This is a genomic window from Thalassospira sp. CH_XMU1458 (assembly GCF_037027205.1).
GTDB classification, from domain to species: domain Bacteria; phylum Pseudomonadota; class Alphaproteobacteria; order Rhodospirillales; family Thalassospiraceae; genus Thalassospira; species Thalassospira tepidiphila.
In genome coordinates this window covers 561,076-582,753 of record NZ_JAYMDW010000001.1, presented here as the reverse complement: position 1 = coordinate 582,753, position 21,678 = coordinate 561,076, and the positions used below count along the sequence as shown (strand labels likewise).

Genomic DNA, 21,678 nt, shown 5'->3' with positions numbered 1-21,678 from the left:
GAAGCGTGCTTTAAACCGGGCAAAGAAAAAGGCGGGCTGAAATTCAGCCCGCCTTTTTAATTCAATGATCCGATGAAGATCAGATCGACTGGTTGATCCAGTCGACAAGAGCGCTTTTCGGAAGTGCGCCGACTTTCATCGCAGCGACTTCACCACCCTTGAAGATCATCAGGGTCGGGATGCCACGAACACCGTATTTCGCCGGGGTGTTCGGGTTTTCATCGATATTCACCTTGGCGATCTTGAGCTTGCCGCCCAGTTCACCGGCGATTTCATCGAGATATGGGGCAATCTGTTTGCACGGACCGCACCACTCAGCCCAGAAATCGACCAAAACCGGGTCGTTGGAACCCAGAACGTCGGTATCGAACGAACCGTCGGAAACTTTAATCGTGGTCATACTTTCAGATCCTAGTTGTTACGAGGCAAGGCGGGCGAACCCGCAAACCTCGATCCGCTTTATGAGGCCAAGGTAGGCAGCACTGACGCAAACGTCAAGCGCATTGGGCGATCCGCGCGAAAGCGATCTGCGTCAAAGCAGGCGTTCTGCAGAGTCGGTTCCCTAACCAAATGTCAGAATGTGATCGGGCAACTCTACCATCCACGGTCCATTGGTCCAGAGAATGAAACACCTGACCTTTTTGCCGGGATACATTTGCGCCAAGGCCGCACGATAGATCGACATCTGGCGACGATAGGCACGCGGCGTGTCTTCGACATCGCGGGGCGGCGGACGGTTGGTTTTGTAATCGACAATCATCACTTCATCGTCGCGAACGACAAGCCGGTCAATCTGGGCCGAAACCACATCCCCGCCGACAATGCCGACAAGCGGCACCTCTGCCCGGGATCCGGGCGCAAAGACCGGGGCAAAGGCCGGATTATCGAAAATACCCAGCGTTTCATTGGCGATTTCAACCTGGAGATCGGGATCAAGCGCATGAACCGGTTGGGCAAGGAAGCGTTCGGCTGCCTTCAGGCGGGCCTGCTCCGGCAGATCTGGCAACAGTTCCAAAAGCTTATGGATCAGAAGACCACGTTTGAAGCTTTGTCCCTGATCGCCACCCAGCGGTGATTGAACAGCCGGTTCGTCTTCAAGCGGCCGACTGGGCGCCAGTGGCTTGGGCGGGAAGGATTCTTCTGGCGCAACGGCCCGAATTAACTGGCGTTTTATAGATTGTTTTGAATCCGAAATATCATCGGCGCGGTCCGGTTTGGGCGCCTGACTTTGATCGGTTTCCCAGACCCAGCCTTCCCCTTCCCATCCTGATCCGGAATAGGTCGAAAGATCAATCTGCGCCGGTTTGGCGTAGCCTTCCATCGCTTGGCTACACAGATTGTACCAGCAATGCTCTGGCGCCTTGCGCCGCCCCTGCCAGCCACAAATGTAAAGCCGGTCTTCGGCGCGTGTCAGGGCGACATACAGCAGGCGGTTATATTCCTGATCGCGTTTAAGTGCGATGTCATCGCGCAGGCGGGCAACAAGATCGGTTTCAAGCGCCACACGCGGCAACCAGAACATCAGATTGCGGTCTTCCTGCCAGAACAGGTTCGGGGCCTGTGTCGGCACCTGCATGGTATCGGGCAGGAACACAATGGGGGCCTGAAGCCCCTTGGCACCATGCACGGTCATGATGCGGACTTCATCACGCCCGCTTTGTTCAAGGTCACGCTTGATCTCGGCATCGCCCGCCATCAGCCAGTGCAGGAAGCCCTGAAGCGTCGGAGCATGATCAGCTTCATAGCCCATCGCGAGGTTGAGGAATTCGTCAATGGGGTCGTTGGCCTCGATCCCCAGACGACCAACCAGACGGGCACGGACTCCACGCGCTTCCTCCCCGCGACCGCCCAGCAATTCGGCATAAAGTTCAAACGGGCGTTCGTAATCAACCCGGCCCAGCCACTTGAACAGGAAGGCATAGGCGCGCGCAAACGGTGATCCGTCTTCAACCAAAGCCGCCTTTTCACGCAGCGCATGCCAAAGAGTTCTGGGGCGGTTATGGGCAATTTCAAACAACTGATCGTCATCAAGACCGATCAGCGGACTTTTAAGCACCTCGGCCAGTGTCAGGTCATCTTCGGGCATTAACAGGAACCGCCCGAACGCCACCAGATCCATCACCGCAAGCTGATCGGTGATCTGCATGCGGTCGACCCCGGCGACGGGAACGTTGCGTTCCTTAAGTGCCTTGACGACCTCATCGACAAAGGCGGTACGCCGCCGCACAAGGATCATGAAGTCACCTGCGCGCACCGGACGGCCACGCGATGTCAGGATTTCCTTTTCATCAATCGCATGACGGATGCGCCCGGCAATGACGCGGGCAAGGCGGATTTCCGGATCTTCAAGGCGGACAATGCGGATCGGTGGTGTCCAGGGGTCTTCGGGTGCGCGCTCTTCGGGCTCGACGGCCGGCCAAAGTTCAATCCGCCCGGCCTGCCCGACCCGAAACGGGCTGTGAAGCACATCAGCACCATCATCGCCTACACCCTGCTTGGCGACCGGACCGGCAAAGACACGATCCACCGTGCCCAGAACGGCATCGGTGGATCGGAACGAGATGTTCATCGGTACTTCACGCCAGTCGGCGGCGATTTCACGCGCCCGTTCGCGGAAGTAGCGGCGCATTTCGGCGAATTTTTCGGGATCGGCGCGCTGGAAGCTATAGATCGATTGTTTGGCATCGCCGACGGCAAAGATTGTACGCGGCTTATCGGCATGGCGCCCGGCATCGATAAAGAATTCCTCGGCCAGAATACGCACAACTTCCCACTGTTCGGGGTTGGTATCCTGCGCCTCGTCAATCAGGACGTGATCAAGGCCCTCGTCCAGTTTGAACAACACCCAGCCGGCAATCCCGGCCTGGCGTTGCAAAAGCTGCAAACTGGTCAAGATCAGGTCATCATAATCAAGGCGGGCATGCAGGGCCTTTTTGGTGGCATAGCGATCAAGCATCGCATTGCCGATGGTGATTAGCGCCGATGTCGCCCCGGCCATTGCGGCGGCCTTGCGTTGGCGGTCGACCTCGACCAGACGCGCGCATTCCTGTTCAAGCGCATCGGCCCCCATCGGGTGATTTTCTGCTGCCCCCTTGGTGATCAGTTTGGCGCGCGGTTCACCCGCCGTGGTGAAGAAGACGCTGCGATATTCGCTAAACACCGCCAGACGGTCTTCGACATTCGTCTTTTCAAGAAATTGCGCCAATGCCGGCACGCGTGCGGTATCGGTTTTGGTTCCGGCCTCGAGCGCTGCCAACCCGCGCATCAAGCCATCGCGATCAAAGGCATCATCGGAAAGGGCCTTGGTCAGGATGGTTTCATCATCAAGTCCGACCGGCACACCAAGCGCCTTATAGACCGCATCACGCATGCGATTGGCCCCGCCCAGATTGGCTAGCATGCGCTTCAGGCGACCACGTTCGCGGGCAAGCTCGCTCATGACCTCACCAAAGGCACCTTCGCGGACTTGACCGGTGACGACAGACAGGGCATGGGCGAGATCATCATCGCGTCCGGTTCGGGCGAATGCCAGAACCTCTTCCTGCACATCGGCCATGGTTTCAGCGGCCGTGCGATCATCCATGATTTCAAAATGCGGCGCCAGACCGGCTTCCAGCGGGAAACGGCGCAACAGCGACTGACAGAAGGCATGAATGGTCTGGATCTTCATACCGCCCGGCGCATCCAGCACACGGGCAAAAAGCTGGCGCGCGCGGATGGTTTCATCGGCACTCGGTGCTGCACCGGCAAGGTTGGCGAGATCGGCCTGAAGGTCGCGATCCTCCATGGTGGCCCACAGACCCAATCGTTCATTCACACGGTTGGCCATTTCCGCCGCCGCGGCCTTGGTAAAGGTCAGACACAGGATACGATGTGGCTCGGTGCCCGAAAGCATCAGGCGCAAGACGCGATCTGACAGCACCTTGGTCTTGCCCGCGCCTGCCGAAGCCGACACCCAGACCGATGCTGTCGGATCGGATGCATTGCGTTGCAGGACGTTGGGATCAGTTCCGCGCATGTCGGTCATGATATATCCCCTTCACCAACATCCTGTTTTTCATCGATGTTAGCGCTATCATCCACATCCTCGCTGCCCATCCATTCACGCAGGCGGGCAAGATGGACATAGTCGGAATATTTCGGCGCGTGATCGGGATGCGGCACACTGAGATAGGGCGTTGCAGGATCGGCAAAGGCGGCGGCCAGACCATTCACACCCTCCACCGCCGCATGGGCAAGTTCCGCTGGCGTGGTTTTCATCCGGCCTGTGTTGATTTCAACGATCTCACCTGCCGGGTCCCCGCCCGAAAGCTTCCAAAATGCCATGCTGGCCGGGGGACCTGCGGGCACATCGCCAAAACCGCCCTTTTCGGCGATGGCGGCTTCAAGGGGTAATTGCGGGGCAAAGCCGTTGGCAACATCGCCCTGACTGGGTGGTGCGCCGGTTTTATAATCAATGATCGCAATCCCGCCATCGCGCAGCTGATCAATGCGGTCGGCACGGGCATAGACCTGAAAACCGCTGCTGGTATCAAGGGTTCCGGATTGTTCGGTATAGGATTTGCGCACCGCATCGCGCCGCGCTGCTTCGGTCTGGATGAACCATTTGGCGATGCGCTCGAACCGTGGCCACCAGAAGGCCCAAAGACCGGGACGTGCCGCAAGCGGTTCGAACACTTCGCGACCAATGATCAGCAATTCATGTTCGCCATCCGGTGGCAAATGTTCGGGATGGCGGGCAATGAACTGATCAAGGGCGTCGTGAATCAGGTTGCCGTAATCCGCGGCACCGGGATCTTCGTCGATCCCGTCAAGCTTGCGCAGGCCAAGGATATGACGGGCATAGATAGCGTAAGGATCACGCATCCACGTTTCGATCTGGGTCACCGACAGGCGATCCGGCCTCGCCGATGCAGGCGGTTTGGGGGCCGGGCGTCCGATCTTGATCCGCATGCTTGAGGCCGGTTCATCAATAAGATCAGCCAACGCACGCCACTCGGCCGCATCGGGCTTTTCCATCGACACGCCCGATTTGCGTAGAATGTTTTCAATCCGTAACAACCAGCGTGACGGCACGGTTGGCGTGCCTTCGATACGCAGCGCACGGGTCATCACCACGTCGGGCGAACAAAACAGTTGCTGAAAATCATGGGCCGATTGCCCGACCCGGTGTTCGGGGGCGGGCAAGCCGAAATTACGGCGCATCGGGCGGCTCATCCACGGATCGGCACCGGCTTCGGGCGGCCAGACACCTTCATTAAGCCCGCCAAGTATGGTCAGATCGGCCTGCTGCATCTGGGCTTCGACCGTGCCCCAGATAAACAGGCGCGGATGTTTACCGTAGCGCGGACGCACCGCGCGATCCGCCATAAGGGCATCAAGAAACGCGCTATACCGATTGCCCGGCATCGGCGCAAAATCCGTCAGCGCATTCAGCAATTCATGGACGAAATCCGCCAATGCCTCGCCCGCTTCGCCGCGCCACAGGCGATCCGCGCCGGTTTGGGTATCACTGGCCGCCAGTGCCTCAGCCGCCGTAACATGACTGCGCAGCAGATGAACTGGCGCGTGCGTTTTATCGCTGGTCAGATCATCAATCGGATCAAGGCAGGTTTTAATGCGGGCGACCAGATCACTAAGGCGCGCATGATCATCGCGGATGCGTTCAATCCGGCCAATGGCGCTGTTTGCCCCGGATGTGCTGAGGCGGGCGACCGTATCCTCGCACCAGCCATCAAGAGCCGTTTGCAACCCATCCAGCCCCGGACCCGGACGCGCACCGCGCAGGACTTCCTTTTCCAGAAGGCGGGTCAGGACGCGGAATTTCTCCGGTGACAGACCCGCCGCCGAGAGCGGATGTTTCAGAAGTTCCAGCAATGGGACAGGCGCAAATTCCTCCTGCACGGCACGCACCACAAGGCGCAGATAAATCGCCGGTGCGGTGTCATGCAGCGGGATACCGGCCGAGTCATCAATTTCGACCTCCCACCGACGCAGTTCGGTGGCGACACGCCGGGCAAGGCCGCGATCCGGGGTGACCAGCGCGCAGGTTTTTTCGGGATGCTCCAGCGCCTCGCGCATCATAAGGGCAATCGTGGTTGCCTCTTCACGCGCACCCGAACAATCCACACGCAAAACGCCATCCATCACATCCGGGATAAATCCGGTGATGTGACGCCAGTGATGGGTGGTCTTGGCCGGTCGTAACGCTTCGCGGGCCAGACGTCGGCGCTCAATCGTGGCATCGTTTTCGGGATCAAGGGCGGGCCAAGGCAGAACACTGTCAGCATGACGTCCGATATGGCCGAGAGTCTTGCCCAGAAGATGTTGTGGATGGGCGGCATCATCGGCAATCGCCGCCCAGTCTTCGTGGCTAAGCCCTGTCATAAGGCCGGGCAAAACCACACGGCCCTGCGGCATTCTAAGCACCGCCGCCATCAAATCGCGCAAGGCGGGGAACGGGCCGGTTGAGCCGACAATCAGCACCGGCGTTTCTGGCGGGTTTTCTTCCCATAGATCAATCTGTGCGGCAATCAGGGCATTGCGCCGCATGGCACGGTCACTGACATCCTGAGAAGCCAAAATACCTGGCCAGTGAATGGTCAGGATTTGCAGGAATTCAAGGGTGAGCTGCCAGTGTTCGGCGAATTCTTCGGGGACCAGGCCCTTAAGATCGTCAAAGGCGCAGTTTTCAGTTTGCACCTGATCCAGAAAGCGTGCGAGTTCGCCGGCAAGACGGGCGGCCTGATCGGCAGTTGGTTTTTCACCGCGATGATCGGGGCGGCCCATGATCAGCTGGGTTAACAGCAATTTGCGCTGCAGATCGGGGATGGCGGGCGGCAGATCAAGGGCGGCCTGTTCACCACCCGCACCATAAATCGCCAATTCATCCTCATCCGCCTCGCCCAAGGGACGAATGGTCGGAAGCAGGGTCACCGCGCCTTGCGACTGCCGCAAAAAGGCATCGCGCATCACCTTGGCGGATCGGCGATTGGGCACCATCAGGACATAGTCGGGCAATGTATCTGGCTGATCGGCAGTTTCCGCCATCAGTTGTTTGGCGATCAAATCGGCAAAGGCAACGCCGGGCGGAATGAAAAACAGGTTTGAGGGCGGCGTTGCCTCCCCCGCGAAGGAAGCTTCGTCATATTCGGGCGCGTCCATGTAATCAAACAGGTCGGCCATCAAACTCCCCCGGATGCGGCTTTCTTGGTACGCTCAGTTTCAAGCGCCTTTGCGATGACGGGTTTGGACTTCTTGAGCGCCTCTGGCGTGCCGATATGGAAATATCCGCCATCATGTACCAGACCATAACACCGACCAGCGGCAAGCGCCTTGTCATAAACGACATTCAGTGACCAGGCGCCATCGGGCGTATCTTCAAACAGGTGCGGTGCCAATATTTGCACCCCGGTAAAAAAATACGGGGCCTCGGGTGCTTCACCGCGCCGTTTCAGCCGCCCATCCACCTGCCAAAAGAAATCCCCTGCCCCATCATAGCCATAGCCATCTGCCACCGGATAGAGGGCCAGAAGCGCATCCATGTGATCGGGGTCAAAGGCATTGATCAGGCGATCAAACAGCGGTTCTGCCCCCTCGGTCCAAAAAACATCGGCATTGGCAATCAGGACCGCGTCTTCGGCGAGTTTCGAGAGCGCATTTTTTACCCCGCCGCCGGTTTCAAGCAGGTCTTCCTCGGGCGAGGTGATGATGGTGGGTGCAGTTCTGGTGGCGACATGATCAATGATCTGTTGCCCAAGATAATGGGAATTGACCACCGCCTGCGTGACACCGGCGTTTGCCAGTTTATCAAGCACATGATCAAGCATCGGCTTACCCACGACCGATATCAACGGCTTTGGCATGATATCGGTGATCGGGCGCATGCGTTTGCCAAGCCCAGCTGCCAGAACCATGGCCTGTGCCTTTGCGTTTGGTGCGCTCATGATTGTGCCTCTTTGCCTGACAGGTTCTGGGTTTTGCCGATTGCCGGGGCGCTGCGCGCATCGGACGGAATATGGACATCCACCCAATCCTGAAGGGCTGGCAGTTTTTCTGCCGCCCCGCGCAGGATTATGTCCCAGCAGCGCGGGATGTATTCGAAATAGCGCGTCTTTCCGGCCTTGATCGCAAGCCAGCCAAACCGGCCAAGGATGCGGAAATTGCGTAGCATAGAGGTCGCGATATAAGCCGTTTCGAAATCAGAACGATCGATGTTGGAGAACGCAGCGAGATAGAATTCCTTCATCCGCGCTTCAAGGTCCGGGCCGATATCATGGCGCACATCGCGCAGAAGCGACGCCAGATCATAGGGCCGCGGCGCAATCGCCGCGTCCTGAAAATCAATGATGCCGCAATCATCGCCGCCATCACCATTTTCAACCAGCATCAGGTTATCAACGTGATAATCACGGTGAATGATCACCTCACCCACCTGCCAGCAAAGTGGCAGCACGATTTCAAGAAGCTGATCAAAGGCGATGCTTGCCGCATCACGCTTGGCCGCGTCCGGGATGATGAGTGGCAAGTAATCGGCCTTGAAGCTGGCCAGCATCCGGCGCAGGTTTTCCGGGCCATAGCGCACCAGACCGCAATCATTCATCCCGCCCCCGTCGCAGAAGCGATGCAGGGTGATCAGCTGTTCGATAGCACGCAGATAAAGCGTATCCTGCGTTGTGCCATCCAGCATCGCACTGCCCATGAGCGCCTCGGTAAAGGTGATGTCACCAAAATCCTCGATCAGGACCAAGCCGCGCTTTTCATCCGCCTCATAGATTTCGGGTACCCGCCAACCGGCCTGTTTGAACAGATTTGTGGTTTGCAGAACTGGTGAAACAGAGGCCGGACGTTCGGGATTGTCATAAATGCCATGCGGATCGACATGAATGGCCGTCGGCGGAAAATCCATCAGAAGGGCGGTGTCATGGCGCCGTTCAAGGCGGAAATATTTCCGCGCCGAGGCATCATCGACAAGTGGCATGACCTGCGCGGTCTGCCAGCCACAGGTGACGAGAAAATCCTGCCGTTCAGCGTTGCGGCGTTCCTGATCGGGGCTTGCGCGGTTCATGACGGGCTTACCACCAGATCATTGATCCGTGCATCCCAGTCTTCACCATGCGGCTCAAGCTTGAACACACGGCCATCAGGGCTCGATCCGGGTTCGACATGAATATCAAGACGATTTTCCGGGGTCAGATATTCCAACCGATCCGGCCATTCGATCAGGCTGACGGCATCGGAAAAGGCGTCCTCGATATCAAGTTCGTGGACTTCTTCGGGATCAGACAAGCGATACAGGTCAAAATGCCAGACCGGCACACGATCAAGTTCATAGATCTGAACCAGTGTGAAAGTCGGACTGGGGACTTCTTCGTTCGGGTTATCGGCCACCGCGCGAATGAAGGCACGGCAAAACGCACTTTTGCCCATGCCGAGTGTCCCATGCATCAAAATCACGTCCCCTGCCCTGGCAACAGCGGCAAGTTTGGCGGCAAGGGCTTCGGTCCCGTTCTGATCGCTGACAGTGACTGTCCTGGTCATGATGTCCGTCTTTTGAATGGCTCTTGCCTTCTGTTTTAGGGGGTTGATGCGGCACTTCGCAATGATTTTGCGAAGCCGATTGGGACGTGTGGTTCAAATCACGGCGCAAACCCGGAAAAAGGCCGGTTTACATTGCGATATCGTGTTCCAGATGCTATCTGGCTGCATAAGAAATCCCGCACACCGCCGGGCTTGGGGGCAGCCCCCTACCCAAATTTGATTTTATTTGGATGGAATAAGTATGTCAGACGCATCGCATAGCACAGATATTGCCATTATTGGCGCAGGCCCGGTCGGGCTTTTTGCGGTTTTCGAAGCCGGTATGCTGGGGCTTAAATCCCATGTGATTGACGCGCTTGATATGGTCGGCGGCCAGTGCAGCGCACTTTATCCGGAAAAGCCGATTTTCGACATTCCGGCCCATCCGCAAATTGCCGGTCAGGATCTTATTCACGAGCTTGCCAAACAGGCTGACCCGTTCGAGCCGACCTATCATCTGGGTCAGCAGGTCACCAAGCTTGAGAAACGCGATGATGGCCGTTTCACGCTGGTCACCACGAAGGGCACGGTCATTGATGCTGGTGCGGTTGTGATTGCGGCTGGTTGCGGTGCCTTTGGCCCGAACAAACCGCCGATGGATGGCCTTGAAGAGTATGAAGGATCGGGTGGTGTTCAGTATTACGTCAAACGTCGTGCCGACTTCGCTGGCAAGAACGTCGTGATTGCCGGTGGCGGTGACTCGGCTGTCGACTGGGCCCTGTCGCTTCATGACATCGCCGCGAAGGTGATGGTGGTTCATCGTCGCCCGAAATTCCGTGCGGCCCCTGACAGCAGTGCAAAACTGCAGGCGCTCGCCGAGGCGGGCAAGATCGAGATGGTCATCCCCTATCAGCTTAAGGGGCTTAAGGGTGAAAATGGCATCCTGTCGCACGTGGTTGTCGCGACGCTCAAGGGCGAAGAGCGCGAGCTTGAAGCCGATCACCTTCTGCCGTTCTTTGGCCTTGCCATGGAACTCGGTCCGATTGCCGATTGGGGCCTTAATCTTGAGAAAAACCATATCGGCGTGAAACAGGCGACGATGGAAACATCCGTCCCCGGCATCTTTGCCATCGGCGATATCGCGACCTATGAGCACAAGCTTAAACTGATCCTGTCGGGCTTTGCCGAAGGTGCAAGTGCGATCCATGCTGCACGCGCCTATATGTTCCCGGACAAGGAATTCCATTTCGAATATTCGACCACGACGGGTGTTCCGAACGAATAACCCGACATTTGGTCAAAGTTTTCAAGGAAGCGCACCATGGCCACAAAACATCCCGAACATCCTGGGGGTTGTCTTTGTGGCGCGGTGCGCTTTGTTGCGTCCGGGGAGCCGATTGGCGGCAATCACTGCCATTGCGGCATGTGTCGCAAGGATAGCGGTTCGGGTGTTTCGACCTTTGTCGCGTTCCCGACCAATGCCATCACATGGGATGGCAAGCCGCGCGAATATGAAAGCTCGCCTGGCAAATATCGCGGATTTTGCCCAACATGCGGATCGAGCATCACCTGGTGCAAGGGCGATGATGACAGCTTCATCGATTTCCGATTGGGCACCTTTGATGACCCACGCCCGTTCAAGGCCAAAAAGCATCTTTGGATGAGCTCGGCACTGCCGAGCTTTGCTGTCATTGATCCGGAGATCGAGCATTTCGATTAAGCGCGACGATCCCTGGCCCTTTTTAAAGTACTGAAGCTTGTTCCTGCCAAACTGGTGACATCACAGGTACCGGACAAAAGAAACTTGTCTCTGGCCCTCGGGGCTCAATCATGACAGGCTGCAAAATTCTACCAAGAGTAGAATTCGCACAGATCATCATCAGGGGAACGAAATGAGCGACCAGAATGAGGGCGACCAACCGAACAGCCGCTGAAAGATGAATATGCGCAAACTGATGCTGTTTGGTTCAGGTACGCTTCTGCTTGGCACGTTACTGATGATGGTGACATTCCAAACCACCTTTCAGATGATGATGCATGGACGCTCTGCTGGCAGCTTCATCATTGTCATTGGTACAGCCGTTGCGATCGGCCTTTTGGTCGCCGGTTCGACCATCATATCAAAATGGGTATCCCGCAAGGTTGAGGCTATTCTCGAGGAGTAAGCCTGGCCTCTTGCGCGGCTTCGCCGTTTGACGTCAAGTATCTCACAAATATAGCGTCTAGAAGTTCGGCTGTGTCTTAGAGCTTCACCGACACGCCAAGGTGCTCGGCCAAAACGCTCACGATCATGCCGTGATCTTCGTGCGATGCGAGTCCGGATACTGTAATCGCGCCAATCACGCCGACACCGGCGACACGGACCGGGAAGCTGCCGCCGTGATCGGCATAGTCGGCAAAATCGATCCCATGATCGGCAAGGGTTTTGCCCTTGGCTTTCAGTTCCGCACCAAAAAGCATCGAGCTTTGATGTTCGCGCAGCACCAGATTGCTTTTGCGGCGCGCCCACGCATCATTTGCCGGTTTCGCACCGGCAAGGGATGCGTGAAACAGGGTACGGTCCGGGGTGCGGATATTGACCGCGACCGGGGCATTTTTCGCCTGCGCGACGCCCACCAACTTGGAGCCGATTGACCAGGCGGTGTCTTCATCAAAGCGGTCAAACACCAGAATTTCTTCCTGCTTGGCGAGCAATTCCAGATCCATCGGGGCCTCCTTGGGCAATTGGTTGGGCTGCGTCCATCCATAGCGCAGCAGGTTAGCCTCTGAAAACAGCAAAGAAAAAAGGCTGCATCAACAATGTGATACAGCCTTTGTTTAGAAATCGTAATTTCGACTTACTTGTCGTCGCCCATCTTGAGCGCGTTAATAAAGGCCGATTGCGGAATTTCGACCTTGCCGAACTGACGCATCTTTTTCTTACCGGCCTTCTGTTTTTCAAGAAGCTTACGCTTACGCGAAACGTCACCGCCGTAACATTTTGCCGTCACGTCTTTGCGCAGCGCCGATACGGTTTCACGGGCAATCACCTTGCCACCAATGGCGGCCTGAATGGCGATGCGGAACATCTGGCGCGGGATCAGGTCCTTAAGACGCTTACAAATCTCACGACCGCGATATTCAGCCGCCGAACGGTGCACCATCAGGGCCAGTGCATCGACCGGCTCTTCGTTCACAAGGATGGAAACCTTGACCAGATCGCTTTCATCGTAACCCGCGATCTCGTAATCGAAGCTGGCATAGCCGCGAGAAATCGACTTCAGACGGTCATAGAAATCAAACACCACTTCGTTGAGTGGCAGTTTATAAACCGCCATCGCGCGGTTACCAACATAGGTCAGGTCAAGCTGAACACCACGGCGTTCGGTGCAAAGGGTCAGGATACCGCCAAGATATTCGTCCGGCACCATGATCGATGCCTTGATCCATGGTTCTTCAATGGCCTTGATCTTGGTAACGTCCGGGAAATCAGCCGGGTTATGCAACAGGATTTCTTCGCCCTTGCTCAGCGTGATCTTGTAGGACACCGACGGTGCAGTGGTGATCAGATCAAGCTCGAACTCGCGCTCAAGACGTTCCTGAATGATTTCAAGGTGCAAAAGACCCAGGAAACCACAACGGAAACCAAGACCAAGTGCGGTCGAGTTTTCCGGTTCGAACTGGAAGGACGCGTCATTGAGATGCAGCTTTTCAAGCGCATCGCGCAGCACTTCATATTCACTGGTATCAACCGGGAAAATACCACAGAACACAACCGGGATGGACGGCTTAAAGCCGGCCAGCGGCTTGGCGCAGGGGCGTTTTTCCTCGGTAATCGTGTCACCGACTTCACATTCGGCCACGGTTTTCATACCGCAGTTGATAAAGCCGATTTCACCCGGCCCCATTTCATCAATCGCAAGCGGCTTTGGCGTGAACACACCAACGCGTTCGATCTGATGGGTGACCTTGGCGTTCATGAAGCGGACTTTCTGACCCTTTTTCAGGGTGCCTTCCTTCACGCGGACCAGAATCATCACACCGAGATAGGTGTCATACCAGCTATCAACCAGAAGCACTTCAAGCGGTGCGTTCGCATCACCTGTCGGCGCCGGAAGACGGTGCACCAGTGCTTCAAGCACGTCAGGCACGCCCAAGCCGGTTTTGGCCGAGATCATCACAGCATCAGACGCATCGATGCCAATCACTTCTTCGATCTGTTCCTTGACCTGATCGGGTTCGGCTGCTGGAAGGTCAACCTTGTTCAGGACCGGTACGATTTCGTGATTGTTTTCAATCGCCTGATAGACGTTGGCGAGGGTCTGGGCTTCCACACCCTGTGCGGCATCAACCACCAGAAGCGACCCTTCGCAGGCCGCGAGAGAGCGTGACACTTCATAGGCAAAGTCAACGTGACCCGGCGTGTCCATCAGGTTGAGCGTATATTCCTGCCCATCCTTGGCGGTGTATTTCAGTCGCACGGCCTGGGATTTGATGGTGATGCCACGTTCACGTTCGATATCCATCGAATCGAGAACCTGATCGGCCATTTCACGTTCGGTCAGGCCACCGGTCAACTGGATCAAGCGGTCGGCCAGGGTCGATTTACCGTGGTCGATATGGGCGATGATCGAAAAGTTACGAATGTTCTTAAGGTCAGTCATTTTTGGCTGCTTCTGGCAATAAAATTGGCTGGCATTTCGCCGCGTGGCACATTGTTTCGAAACGGTGTGATCACCAGATACCCGGTTGATACATAACGCGCAAATCGCATTCTTTCCAATATCCCCTGCCCCGTCAGCCAGCCAATTTCGGCAGCGACATCAGGCCTTATCGCATCACGGATGCGAAGGGCATGATCGGAAAAACCTGCATTGCGTGATCATTGCATCGTTCGGGAAATCGGTTCTGATATATCCCGGATCAATCACCAGCGGGTTTATAGGGGTTTTTGCACGGAATTAGAAGTGTTGTGTTATGTTCACGGCGTCTGTGAAGAACCCGCAGTCTGGCACGGCCATCACATGTCGGAACGTGATCACATTAAGGGCCTTGGTCACGAGATGTCGGGTGCATCACAAAACAGGCCTTTAACGCTTACATTCATTTGTTTGCATCCTTTTCAACCGCGCGAAAAGGTCTTAAATTTCAAGGTTGAGGAAACCATAACTCTGTCTGGCAGGGGCACGCCAATAACATGTTCATAATGTCAATCGAGCCATCCCTGTCCCGGCGCAGTCTTGTCAAGCTCCGCAAACGGCTTGCCGCCTTGACGCTGACGGGTGTGTTTGTCCTTCTGTTTTCCTTCTTTTTCATTCAGAAAACGCTTTATGACAGCGCGGTCGAGCACGCCAGTGCCCAACTTGAAGCAACCGCCTTTCGGTTGGGATCGATGTTGTTGCTTCATAATGATGTCGACCTGCAAAAGATCGTGGCGGACAATTCCGACATTACCGTTGGGCTGCTTGATAACCAGCTTAACCAGATCAAGGGCTTTATCCCGCCGCATCTGATCGGCGATCTGGGCGACTATATCAGCACCCAACAAACTGATCGCGATTCCCTGGTCTGTGTTCACAGCAGCGAAGTCATGGTTCTGGCTTATAGCAAACTGCCACAAATCGACCGGATCGTGGTGGCCTATACGCCGCGCAGCGCGCTTTTGAATAACTGGCGCGATGCTTTTATCCTGCATGCGCTGATGTTTGTCATGGCGATGACCATTCTTTGTGGCCTGGCGGTCTGGTTATGGCATCGCCTCAAACGACAGCACATGCGTGCTGCCCATCTTGCCGAACATTTCAGCGACACGGAAAATACCCTGGCGGAATGCGGCTGTGCCGTGATCAGCTGGCCGGTGGAGACCACCGACGGAAAACTGACAGCGCAACTGAACTGGCCGGAAATCCTTGGTCCGACAGCCGAAAACATCGAACCAACCATGACGGATTTTCTTGACCGGTTGTCATCGGAATCCCGCACAAAGCTTCGCGGACCGCTGATTGACAATGTCTGGCAGGATGCCCGGATTGGCACCATGGTCGATATCCACACTGCCAAAAACCAGATGCAGCGTTTCTATCTGATGGCGCATCGCTATAGCGAAGACAATCGGGAATTTATTTCGGTTTTGCTTCTGGAAACTGCGGCCCAACAGGAACTGTGCCATCCGTTTGAAACCTACCTTCGCCATACGCCGGAACCGGCCATTGTGGTCAATCAGGACGGCATCCTTAAGGGGTTTAGCCCTGCCTTGGAAGAGCTGATGGGGTTGCCGGTGCATGACATCGTCAACAAACCTTTCTTTATGCTGTTTGTTCCCGAGGACCAACAAACCGCGATGACGGCGATGCGCCAGAAAAACGGTACTGCGACGATCAGTGATGGCAAATCAATCCTGCGCGTACTCGACCGCAAGGGCAATGTTCGCTGGCTGGCGTGGCATTGCGTGGGCCCGTTTGACGAGATGATCTTTTGCAGCGCGCGTGATGTGACGGAGTTTGTCGAAAATGCCAACAAGCTGCGCGATACACTTGATCAGCTCAAGCGCAGCAACGAAGACCTCGAACAATTTGCCTATGTGGCGTCCCACGATCTGCAGCAGCCGCTGCGCATGGTTGCCAGCTATACGCAACTTCTCAAGCAGCGTTACAGTGGCAGCCTCGATCAGGAAGCCGATGAATATATCGATTTTGCCGTCGATGGTGCCAAGCGCATGCACAAGCTGATCAGCCACCTGCTTGAATATGCCAAGACCGGAACGCGCGAAGATTTCGCACCGATTGACTGCAATCAGGTGCTCAACGAGGCGCAAGCGGACCTCAAGGACGTGATTGGCCGTGAACATGCCACCATCACCCATGACGATCTTCCGACGGTCAAAGGTGACCGGATTGCCCTGTCGCGGCTGTTCCAGAACCTTTTATCCAATGCCATCAAGTATCGCCGACCCGGCGTATCACCGCATATATCCATCACGGTCGAACCAGACCCGGTGATGCGCGACTATTGGCGTTTTTCGGTCCGCGATAACGGCATTGGCATTCACCCCGAGCATGCACAACGGATTTTCCGCCTGTTCCAGCGCCTGCATAAGGACGAGTTTTCCGGAACGGGACTTGGCCTGTCTCTGTGCCGCAAGATCGTTGAACAGCATGGCGGCCGCATCTGGCTTGATACCAGCCGACCGCTCAGTGACCCGGGCACGACCATCATCTTTACGCTTCGGGTTTACCACGCCGAGGCATCACGCATTGGGCAAAACAATCCTTAAACGTCTCAGCACATGGGAGCATGGCAAGCATATTGCTTGAGACTGAGAGTTAGACGGGCAGACAGGTAAAAGCTGCCCTGTGCCTGTTATGGAGCGTTAGATGTTCAAAACCATGATCCTGTCCCGCCCTGTATTCAAATCTGTTCCGGTGATGCTGGGCCTTTTGGCGCTCAGCGCATGTGGATCGGATATGCGCACCATGAATGACAGCCACATGCAGAAACTGGCTTATTACTTCGCCGAACATGAACCGGGCGAACCGCTGCCGCGGGGTTGGCGCCGGCTGGATGGGGCAGAAATCAATTACCGTTTTGCAAACGAAACATATGCCGTCTATTCAATTGACGAGGACGAGCAGATTCTGGTCATGCATCTTTATGACGATGGTACAGGTCGACTGGAAGCCGATGATGATCGTGAACGTTGTGAATGGAACAGCATGGTCGATCAGCTGACCATCGAATGCGACGACACCGATATGGAATGGCATGTCTTTACCAATGGGCCGGATCTGATCGCGCTTGATCTGGATGAGGACGAATACGCCATCCTGCGCAAACGCCCCGGTCGGTAAATTTGACCGATACCCCAAAAACAAAACGGGCTGCACCAATGTTGGGCAGCCCGTTTTTATTTCGTATCTTTGGCGAAAGATCAGGCGCGCAGAGAGCCACCTGTGGCTTTCTCAACCGCTTCGACAACCTTTTTGCAGACCGCTTCAATTTCTTCTTCGGTCAGGGTTGCCTTGGTCGGCTGCAGCGTGATCGAGAAGGCGAGTGACTTCTTGCCATCCTCAATCCCCTTGCCGGCATAAAGATCAAAGATCGTCACATCAGTGATCAGATTACGATCGGCACCTTTGGCGGCCTTGATGATCGCCTCGGCCTTCACGCCTTCATCAAGCAGGAAGGCAAAGTCGCGTTCGACCGACTGGAAGCTTGAAGCGTTCAAAGCCGGACGGGCCGTGCCCTTTTTCTTGGGGCTAGGAACATTTTCAACAAACAGTTCAAACGCCACAACGCTGCCTTTGACGCCAAGTGCCTTAAGCACTTTTGGATGCAATTCGCCGAAATAGCCCAGAACATTTTTCGGACCCAGCTGCAGGGCTGCCGAACGGCCCGGGTGATACCATTCCGGCGCACCATCGGTATTGACCTGAACATTGGCGGCACTGGTACCCAGTGCTTCGATCAGGGCTTCGGCATCGGCCTTAACATCAAACACGTCGACATCACGGCGTGAACCGGTCCAGCTGCGCGGAGTTGTTGCACCGGAACGCAAGCCTGCGGCCACCAGACGCTGATCGCCCGGCTGATCGCCAAAGAATTCCGGACCAACTTCAAACAGCGCCAGATCGGAAAAACCACGGGCCTGGTTACGACCGGCCGCCGCAATCATGTTGATCAGGGCGTTCGGACGCATGATATCCAGATCGGAACTGATCGGGTTGGCCAGATACAGACCGTCTTTGAGTTCACCAAACAGTTTGGCCCAACGCGAGTCGGTAAATGACCAAGTCACGGTTTCATAAAGACCGCGCGATGCCAGAACGCGGCGGGTCAGACCAACGCGTTTCTGGAACGGCGACAAGGCCGGAACCGGCAAGCTGGTTTCACGTTCCAGCGGGACAGTCGGGATTTTGTCATAACCGACAATGCGCAGGACTTCCTCGACCAGATCGGCTTCACCGATGATGTCCGGACGCCAGGTCGGTGCGACGGCGTTAATAACCGGTGCAGAACCACTAACCTCGAAGCCCAGAGATTTCAGGATTTCAATCGCACGATCTGCTTCAACTGCAACGCCGCCCAGCTCACGAATACGATCAATGCGCAGATCAAAGGCGTTGCGCGGATTTGGTACTTCGCCCGCCTTGACGACATGGGATACTTCACCCCCGCAGATCTCGGTGATCAGATGGGTGGCAACTTCCATGCCCCAGGCAACCGACTGCGGATCAACGCCACGCTCAAACCGATAGCGCGCATCCGAATTGATCTGAAGCTTACGACCGGTCTTGGCAATGCTGATCGGATCGAACAGCGCGCATTCGACAAACACATTGGTCGTTTCTTCAAGGCAACCAGTTTCTTCGCCACCGATAATACCACCAATGCCCAGTGCCTTTGCCTGATCGGCAATCACCACCATGGAGTCGGAAAGTTCGTACTCCTTGTTATCAAGGGCTGCGATCTTTTCACCACTGGTCGCATAACGCACATTGATATCACCTGACAGTTTGTCGGCATCAAACACATGCAGTGGACGACCAAGGTCATGAGTTACTAGGTTGGTGATATCCACCAGTGCGGAAATCGGACGCAGACCGATGGCTTCCAGACGGGCTTTCAGCCATTCCGGGCTTTCAGCATTTTTCACACCACGGATGTAACGGCCATAGAAGGCCGGAACCGCATTATTGGTGGCAATATCGCTGCTGATCGTAACGCCAATCGGGCTGTCAAACGCACCAGTGACCGGCTCTTGGCGCGGATCGGCCTTAAGCGTTCCGATGCCCGCAGCCGCCAGATCGCGGGCGATCCCGCGAACACCGGTACAATCCGGGCGGTTCGGCGTCAGGCCGATTTCAAGGATCGGATCATCCGCACCAAGGACAGACGCAACCGGCGCACCGATTTCGGCATCTTCAGGCAGTTCGATGATGCCGTCATGGTCTTCACCAAGGCAGAGCTCACGGGTGGAGCACATCATGCCCTGACTTTCGACACCACGGATTTTGCCAGGCTTGAGTTTTGAGCCATCAATCGGAATGATCGCGCCCGGCTGTGCCAGTGCGACCTTAAGTCCCGTACGGGCATTCGGCGCACCACAAACGACCTGAATGATCTTCTCGCCGGTATTAACGCGGCAAAGCTTCAGGCGATCAGCATCGGGATGCTGGCCGGCTTCTTCAATGTGGGCGACACGGATGTCGGCAAGGGCTGCCGCGCGGTCGGTCACGCCTTCGATTTCAAGACCGATATCGGTCAGTTTTTCTGCAACCACCTCAATCGACACATCGGTATCAAGGTGCTGTTTCAGCCAATTCAGTGTGAATTTCATAATCTCAGCCCCTTACCATGTTCGGTACATCCAGCGGCACGAAACCATAATGTTTCAGCCAGCGCAGATCGGTATCGAAGAAGGTGCGAAGATCAGGAATACCGTATTTCAGCATGGCGATACGTTCGATCCCCATACCAAAGGCAAAGCCCTGATATTCTTCGGGGTCAAGGCCACAGGCGCTAAGCACGCGCGGATGAACCATGCCGCAGCCAAGAATTTCCAGCCAGTCGTCGCCTTCACCAATCTTGAGCTCCCCACCTTTGCGCGAACAACCGATATCCATTTCGGCACTCGGCTCGGTGAACGGGAAGAAGCTTGGACGATAGCGGACCGGCACATCATCAAGTTCGAAATAGGTTTTGACGAACTCAAGCAGACAGCCCTTGAGGTGACCCATGTGTGTCTTCTTGTCGATCACCAGACCTTCGACCTGGTGGAACATCGGCGTATGGGTCATATCGCTGTCAGATCGATAGGTACGACCCGGCGCAATGATGCGGATCGGCGGGGTTTTCGACTGCATGGTCCGAATCTGCACCGGCGAGGTGTGCGTTCTCAGCACAAGGCGCGAACCATCTTCCTGTTCGGGCAGATAGAAGGTGTCCTGCATTTCACGCGCGGGATGTTCCGGCGGAATGTTCAGTGCGGTAAAGTTATGGAAGTCGTCTTCAACATCCGGGCCTTCGGCCAGTGCAAATCCCATTTCGCCAAAGATCGAGACGATTTCATCAATCGTCTGGCTGATCGGGTGAATGCGGCCCGCGGTTTCATCCGGACGCGAGGACAGGGTGACGTCAATCCGCTCGCCCGACAGACGCGCCTCGAGGGCATCATCCTCAAGGGCAGTTTTACGGGTTTCGATTGCGCCAGCGACCTGGTCCTTGACGGCATTAAGCGTCTGACCAAATTCACGACGCTGGTCAGGGTCCATCTTGCCAAGGTTTTTCATCAGGCCGGTAATGCGGCCTTTCTTGCCAAGGGCGCTGATGCGGACGTCTTCAAGCGCGGTCAGATCCGCTGCCTTTTCGACTTCCGCCAGAACCTCTTCGCGCAATGCTTCGATGTTTTCCATAACTTCCGACGCTTTGGCTTGGGTTTAAAAATCACAAAAAGAAAAGGGACGGCCAATATGGCCGCCCCTGATCAAATCAGGCAAGTGCCGATGAAACCTTTTTACAAAGGTTTATCAGTCCAGTGCAGCCTGCGCCTGGGTGACCAGAGCTTTGAAAGCTTCCGGCTCACGCACTGCGATGTCGGCAAGAACCTTACGGTCCAGTTCAACACCAGCCTTTTTCAGGCCATTCATGAACTGGGAATAGCTCAGACCGTTCTCACGTGCGCCAGCGTTGATACGCTGAATCCAGAGCGAACGGAACTGGCGTTTCTTAACGCGACGATCGCGGTATGCATACTGCAGACCTTTTTCCACAGCCTGAACGGCGGTGCGGAAAGTATTGTTGCGGCGACCGCGGTAACCCTTGGCAGCCTTAATAACCTTGCGGTGACGAGCGTGTGAAGACACGCCCCCTTTTACACGAGCCATTTAACTCTCCTTCAACCTTAACCGTACGGCAGGAATTTTTTGACGATGCGGGCATCTGCGTCACAGAGGATCTCCGTGCCACGTGCCTGGCGCTTCATCTTGGTCGGTTTCGCAGTCAGAAGGTGGCGCTTGTTTGCCACGTTGTGACGGACTTTCCCGCTGGCGGTCAGGCGAAAGCGTTTTTTCGCACTCGCTTTGGTCTTCATCTTGGGCATTTTTCTATCCTTGCAAAAGCAATGAAAACGAAATCCCCTACGGCGGCTGGGCATGCCCTGAAGGATCTATATAAACCTTCCAG

Annotated in this window: 17 protein-coding genes; 5 read left to right on the top strand and 12 right to left on the bottom strand. The window is 55.9% G+C overall.

Translation table 11 applies throughout. The annotated features are described in order from the left end of the window. Positions 1-79 precede the first annotated feature (79 nt). The 6 genes from trxA to tsaE form a co-directional block, all read right to left on the bottom strand. Positions 80-400 (bottom strand): thioredoxin TrxA, encoded by a 321-nt coding sequence (gene trxA, locus WBY09_RS02730; protein WP_008888557.1) that lies wholly within the window; start codon positions 398-400, stop codon positions 80-82. 162 nt (positions 401-562) lie between these two features. Beyond that, the gene (addA, locus tag WBY09_RS02725; protein ID WP_197146199.1) at positions 563-4,027 is read right to left on the bottom strand and encodes a double-strand break repair helicase AddA; all 3,465 of its coding nucleotides are present in this window, start codon (positions 4,025-4,027) and stop codon (positions 563-565) included. Next, positions 4,024-7,185 (bottom strand): double-strand break repair protein AddB, encoded by a 3,162-nt coding sequence (gene addB, locus WBY09_RS02720; protein WP_197146200.1) that lies wholly within the window; start codon positions 7,183-7,185, stop codon positions 4,024-4,026. Before addB ends, addA begins: the two co-directional genes overlap by 4 nt. Next, positions 7,185-7,946 carry a nucleotidyltransferase family protein gene (locus tag WBY09_RS02715; protein ID WP_197146201.1) on the bottom strand — a complete coding sequence of 254 codons (762 nt, stop codon included), beginning with the start codon at positions 7,944-7,946 and terminating at the stop codon, positions 7,185-7,187. Before WBY09_RS02715 ends, addB begins: the two co-directional genes overlap by 1 nt. Further along, entirely contained in the window at positions 7,943-9,067 is a 1,125-nt protein-coding gene (locus tag WBY09_RS02710; RefSeq protein WP_336231900.1) for an aminoglycoside phosphotransferase family protein, read from the bottom strand. The genes WBY09_RS02715 and WBY09_RS02710 overlap by 4 nt, the downstream gene beginning before the upstream one ends. Continuing rightward, positions 9,064-9,540: a tRNA (adenosine(37)-N6)-threonylcarbamoyltransferase complex ATPase subunit type 1 TsaE gene (gene tsaE, locus WBY09_RS02705; RefSeq protein ID WP_197146203.1), complete on the bottom strand. Its 477-nt coding sequence runs from the start codon at positions 9,538-9,540 to the stop codon at positions 9,064-9,066. Before tsaE ends, WBY09_RS02710 begins: the two co-directional genes overlap by 4 nt. A 241-nt stretch (positions 9,541-9,781) precedes the next feature. On the opposite strand from tsaE, the gene WBY09_RS02700 reads away from it, so the two are divergent. From WBY09_RS02700 to WBY09_RS02690, 3 genes are all read left to right on the top strand, one after another. Further along, the gene (locus tag WBY09_RS02700) at positions 9,782-10,804 is read left to right on the top strand and encodes an NAD(P)/FAD-dependent oxidoreductase (protein ID WP_008888563.1); all 1,023 of its coding nucleotides are present in this window, start codon (positions 9,782-9,784) and stop codon (positions 10,802-10,804) included. A gap of 36 nt (positions 10,805-10,840) precedes the next feature. After that, entirely contained in the window at positions 10,841-11,239 is a 399-nt protein-coding gene (locus WBY09_RS02695) for a GFA family protein (RefSeq protein ID WP_197146204.1), read from the top strand. Between the two features lie 217 nt (positions 11,240-11,456). Continuing rightward, positions 11,457-11,684, top strand: a complete 228-nt coding sequence (locus tag WBY09_RS02690; RefSeq protein WP_197146205.1) for a hypothetical protein — start codon at positions 11,457-11,459, stop codon at positions 11,682-11,684. A 76-nt stretch (positions 11,685-11,760) separates the two neighbouring features. Here the strand turns inward: WBY09_RS02690 and WBY09_RS02685 are convergent, their stop codons facing one another. Further along, complete coding sequence (locus WBY09_RS02685; RefSeq protein WP_197146206.1) at positions 11,761-12,225, bottom strand: heme-degrading domain-containing protein; 465 nt, start codon at positions 12,223-12,225, stop codon at positions 11,761-11,763. A 131-nt stretch (positions 12,226-12,356) separates the two neighbouring features. Continuing rightward, positions 12,357-14,162 (bottom strand): translation elongation factor 4, encoded by a 1,806-nt coding sequence (lepA, locus tag WBY09_RS02680; RefSeq protein ID WP_064780089.1) that lies wholly within the window; start codon positions 14,160-14,162, stop codon positions 12,357-12,359. A gap of 533 nt (positions 14,163-14,695) precedes the next feature. Between lepA and WBY09_RS02675 the strand changes: the two genes are divergently transcribed. Then, positions 14,696-16,771 (top strand): sensor histidine kinase, encoded by a 2,076-nt coding sequence (locus tag WBY09_RS02675; RefSeq protein ID WP_197146207.1) that lies wholly within the window; start codon positions 14,696-14,698, stop codon positions 16,769-16,771. A 100-nt stretch (positions 16,772-16,871) separates the two neighbouring features. Beyond that, a complete protein-coding gene (locus WBY09_RS02670; protein ID WP_197146208.1) occupies positions 16,872-17,345 on the top strand; it encodes a hypothetical protein in 474 nt (157 codons plus the stop codon). Between the two features lie 80 nt (positions 17,346-17,425). On the opposite strand, the gene pheT is transcribed toward WBY09_RS02670, so the two are convergent. The 4 genes from pheT to rpmI form a co-directional block, all read right to left on the bottom strand. Further along, entirely contained in the window at positions 17,426-19,834 is a 2,409-nt protein-coding gene (gene pheT / locus WBY09_RS02665; RefSeq protein ID WP_336231899.1) for a phenylalanine--tRNA ligase subunit beta, read from the bottom strand. Positions 19,835-19,838: 4 nt separating this feature from the next. Beyond that, complete coding sequence (gene pheS, locus WBY09_RS02660; protein ID WP_197146210.1) at positions 19,839-20,909, bottom strand: phenylalanine--tRNA ligase subunit alpha; 1,071 nt, start codon at positions 20,907-20,909, stop codon at positions 19,839-19,841. Between the two features lie 114 nt (positions 20,910-21,023). Continuing rightward, the gene (gene rplT / locus WBY09_RS02655) at positions 21,024-21,380 is read right to left on the bottom strand and encodes a 50S ribosomal protein L20 (protein ID WP_008888574.1); all 357 of its coding nucleotides are present in this window, start codon (positions 21,378-21,380) and stop codon (positions 21,024-21,026) included. Positions 21,381-21,397: 17 nt separating this feature from the next. Next, positions 21,398-21,595, bottom strand: coding sequence for a 50S ribosomal protein L35 (rpmI, locus tag WBY09_RS02650; protein WP_008888575.1), 198 nt, complete (start codon positions 21,593-21,595; stop codon positions 21,398-21,400). Between the last annotated feature and the right edge of the window lie 83 nt (positions 21,596-21,678).